This is a genomic window from Streptomyces ipomoeae 91-03, from assembly GCF_000317595.1.
In the GTDB taxonomy this organism is placed as follows: Bacteria; Actinomycetota; Actinomycetes; order Streptomycetales; family Streptomycetaceae; genus Streptomyces; species Streptomyces ipomoeae.
This window is the reverse complement of sequence record NZ_AEJC01000004.1, coordinates 1-3,781: the sequence shown is the minus strand read 5'-3', so window position 1 is coordinate 3,781 and position 3,781 is coordinate 1. Positions and strand designations below refer to the sequence as shown.

Genomic DNA, 3,781 nt, shown 5'->3' with positions numbered 1-3,781 from the left:
GCCGCCCTGGAGACCCGCGACCAGGGGCAGCCGATTGGCGTCTCGACGGCCATCAGCGTCGCGGGCGCCGCCGAGCACTTCCGCTACTTCGCCGGCTGGGTCACCAAGATCTCCGGCGAGACGGAACCGGTGTCCATCCCCGGTGTCTTCCACTACACCCGGCGCGAACCGGTGGGCGTGTGCGCGCTGATCACCCCGTGGAACTTCCCGCTCATGATCGCCGCGTGGAAGATCGCCCCCGCGCTGGCCTGCGGCAACACCGTCGTCGTCAAGCCCGCCGAGCAGACCCCGATGACGACCGTGCGGCTGGTCGAGCTGTGCCAGGAGGCCGGTGTCCCGGCCGGGGTCGTCAATCTCCTCACCGGCGGGCCGGAGACCGGTCGCGCGCTCATCGAGCACCCCGGCGTGGACAAGGTCTCCTTCACCGGCTCCACCGAGGTGGGCCGCGAGATCGTCCGGGCGAGCGCGGGCAACCTCAAGCGGGTCTCCCTGGAGCTGGGCGGGAAGACCCCATCCTGGTCCTGCCCGACGCCGACCTCGACGCCGCCGTCACCGGTGCCCTGCAGGGCGGCCTGATCAACAGCGGCCAGGTGTGCGCGGCGTACTCCCGCTTCTACGTCCACCGCTCCGTCGCCGACGAGTTCGCCGAGCGCCTCGCCAAGGCCGCCGAAAACATGCCCATCGGCGCCGACGGCGACCCGGCCACCCAGCTCGGCCCCCTGGTCACCGCGGAACACCGCGCGAACGTCGACGCCCTGGTGCAGGCCGGTGTCGAGGAGGGCGCGACCCTGCTCACCGGCGGCGGCCCGGTCCCCGACCGGTCCGGCTTCTTCTACCGGCCGACCGTCTTCACCGACGTCCAGGACGGCATGCGCATCGCCCGCGAGGAGATCTTCGGCCCGGTCCTCGCCGTGCTGCCCTTCGACGACGAGACCGACGCCGTCGCCCGCGCCAACGACAGCGAGTACGGCCTCGCCGCGTCCGTGTGGCCCCGCGACGTCGCCCGCGCCCACCGGCTGGCCCACGCGATCCGGTCCGGCACCGTGTTCATCAACATGCCCAACCCCGTCGACGCGGCGGCACCTTGGGGCGGCTTCCGCTCCAGCGGCTGGGGCCGGGAGATGGGCCGGGGTGCCATCGACCTCTACACGGAGGTCAAGAGCGTATGGACCGCCCTGGGCTGAGACCCTTTCAGCCGCCACCCGAGGGCCGCCGGTCATGGTCTGTCAGGTCCGGGGGGCCTCGGGTTCCGGCATCACTCAGAGCCGGCCACCGTCGGCCGCGTGCTCGGGCCAATTGTTCTCGGCGCGGTGGTCGGTGACCGTGTGCTCCAGCAGCGCTTGACCGATGCCGCCGACCAGGCCGCCGAGGGCCTGGCCGCCGGCCAGTTTCCAACTGACGATCCGGCCCGCGTCGTACACGCCGAGCATGCGCCGCACCCGGACCAGGCCCAGCCGCGCGTCCACGGCGACCTCGGCGAACACGGCGGCGTAGGCCTCGCGCCGGATCAGCCCTTGCCGTGGACAGCGAAGGCACCGCCATCGGGGCCCGCCGACCAGGAGCCGCGTGCGCAGCTTTGGCATGTCCGTCACGCGGCTGCCCGGGTGCGGGAGGCGAGCTGGGGGAAGGCGTCCTCCCACACCAGTGACTCCGGCAGACGGCGCCGGAACTTTTCCCGGTACAGCGCGCGGTCCTCGGCGTCTGCGCCCGAGAGGTTCCTCGGCCCGGGTCCGGTGTGCTGCGGGTGGGAGGCCATGCCTCCATTGTGGCGGCCGCACAGGGTCGGGGGCTTGTGGCTTCAACCAAGGAGTCAATGTCACTGTCTGTGTCCGTTGCAAGAGACTCCCCAGGGCTGATCTCGCTCCGTTCCGTGACCGGTGCGAGAGCGAAGGCCGCAGAAGAACTGAGCTCGGCAAGAGGGAATCAGAGCCAGTCCCGCCGCTTGAAAATCAGGTACAAACTGACGCAAACAACCCCCATCAGGCCGATGGCGAAGGGGTATCCGAAGCTCCAGTCCAACTCGGGCATGTGCTCGAAGTTCATGCCGTAGATGGTTCCAACCAATGTGGGAGCGAAGAGAATCGCCGCCCACGACGAGATCTTCTTGATCTCCTCGTTCTGTTCGAAGCCCGCCTCCGCCAACGCGCGCATCTCGGCGTTCTGTTGCTGGGTGACCAGCGTGGCGTTGACCGTGAGGATGTCGGTGAGGGCCTGGCGGAAGCCGTCGACGCGTTCGCTGGTGTGGGTGACGTGGTCGGCGACGTCGCGGAGGTAGCGCTGGAGTTCCTCGTCGGTCTCGTATTTCGTGAAGCCGGCCATCAAGCCGTGGAGCATGCCGACGAGGGGGCGGGTGGCGCGCTGGAACTCGACCATTTCGCGGGAGAGTTCGTAGATGCGGCGGGAGACCTCCGGGTCGCCGCGGAACACCTCCGTCTCGATCTCGTCGATGTCGTTCTGGACCCCGGCGACGACCGGGGCGTAACCGTCGACCACGGCGTCGAGGATGGCGTAGAGGACCGCCTCCGGGCCGAGTTTCAGCAGTTCCGGGGTCTCCTCCATACGGCGGCGGACCGCCGACAGGTCGGGCGCCGCGCCATGGCGGACCGTGATGACGAAGTCGGGGCCGACGAACACGTGCAGCTCGCCGAAGTCGACCTCCTCGGGGGCGTCGAGGTAACGGGCGGCGCGCAGGACGACGAAGAGGGTGTCGCCGTACCGCTCCAGCTTGGGGCGCTGGTGGGCCTCCATCGCGTCCTCGACGGCGAGCGGGTGGAGGTCGAACTCGCTGGCCAGGGAGAGGAGTTCGTCCTCGGTCGGACGGGCCAGGCCGATCCACGCCATTCCGGCGGGCGCCTCGCGCAGCTCCCGGTAGGTCTGCGCCAGCGTGTCGGGGGAGGAGACGCGTACGCCGTCCTGGTACAGGACCGCCTGCACCACACTGGCCCGCTCCGGCGCGGGAGGCGCCGCCGGTTCCGCAAGGGGCTCGTCGGAGTCGATCTCGACCGGCTCGCGGCCCTCGCGCGGGAACTGGTCGAGGCCGAGCCACGCACCATGAAGCAGCTGCGGGAGGCCCTGCTCGTCGAGTGGCCGGACGCCGATCCGCAGGCCCTCGGTGTCGCCGCGCGTTGCCGGCTGCCGCTGGTCCAGGTCACCCCGCGCGGTCTGTGGGGCAGCAGCGGCCAGGTCGCGCTGACCACCGCCGAACACTGGCTCGGCCGCCCCGCCCAGGAGGCCCCGGCGCCCGAGACCGTCGTCCGGCGCTATCTCGCCGCCTTCGGACCCGCCTCCGTCAAGGACATGCAGACCTGGGCCGGACTGACCCGGCTGCGCCCCGCCTTCGAACGCCTGCGCCCGGAACTGCTCACCTTCCGCGACGAGCACGGCGTCGAACTGTTCGACCTCCCCGACGCACCCCGCCCCGACCCCGACACCCCGGCCCCGCCCCGCCTGCTGCCCGAGTTCGACAACCTGCTCCTCTCCCACGCCGACCGCTCCCGTGTCGTCCCCGCCGATCTCAAGGGCCGTACCTGGCAGGGCAATCAGGCGCACCGCACCTTCCTCGTCGACGGATTCCTCGCGGGCATCTGGAAGCTCGACGGCGACGTCCTCACCCTCGAACCCTTCCACCGGCTCACCGGGGACCAGCGCGCCGACCTCATGGCAGAGGCCGAGCACACGCTCGCGACACTCCACGGCGAGGGCTCGTACGACATCCGCTTCGGCGCGGTGGCGAACTGACCCACATGGATGCGGTGGTGAACTGACCCACATGGAGAGGGGG

2 protein-coding genes and 3 pseudogenes are annotated in these 3,781 nt (G+C 70.7%); 2 read left to right on the top strand and 3 right to left on the bottom strand.

Annotation, left to right across the window (positions count from 1 at the left end):
* The first annotated feature begins 6 nt into the window (after window positions 1-6).
* Window positions 7-1,184 (top strand): annotated as a pseudogene (locus STRIP9103_RS53340) (aldehyde dehydrogenase family protein).
* 123 nt (window positions 1,185-1,307) lie between these two features.
* On the opposite strand, the pseudogene STRIP9103_RS00140 reads toward STRIP9103_RS53340, so the two are convergent.
* The 3 genes and pseudogenes from STRIP9103_RS00140 to STRIP9103_RS00135 all read right to left on the bottom strand — a co-directional run.
* Window positions 1,308-1,496 (bottom strand): annotated as a pseudogene (locus STRIP9103_RS00140) (molybdopterin cofactor-binding domain-containing protein); the annotation flags it as partial.
* A 92-nt stretch (window positions 1,497-1,588) separates the two neighbouring features.
* Window positions 1,589-1,756, bottom strand: a complete 168-nt coding sequence (locus STRIP9103_RS50500; protein WP_181800435.1) for a hypothetical protein — start codon at window positions 1,754-1,756, stop codon at window positions 1,589-1,591.
* Between the two features lie 167 nt (window positions 1,757-1,923).
* Entirely contained in the window at window positions 1,924-2,997 is a 1,074-nt protein-coding gene (locus tag STRIP9103_RS00135) for a magnesium and cobalt transport protein CorA (protein WP_234022068.1), read from the bottom strand.
* On the opposite strand from STRIP9103_RS00135, the pseudogene STRIP9103_RS00130 reads away from it, so the two are divergent.
* A pseudogene (locus STRIP9103_RS00130) lies at window positions 2,968-3,738 on the top strand (winged helix DNA-binding domain-containing protein); the annotation flags it as partial. The gene STRIP9103_RS00135 and the pseudogene STRIP9103_RS00130 overlap by 30 nt on opposite strands.
* Window positions 3,739-3,781 lie beyond the last annotated feature (43 nt).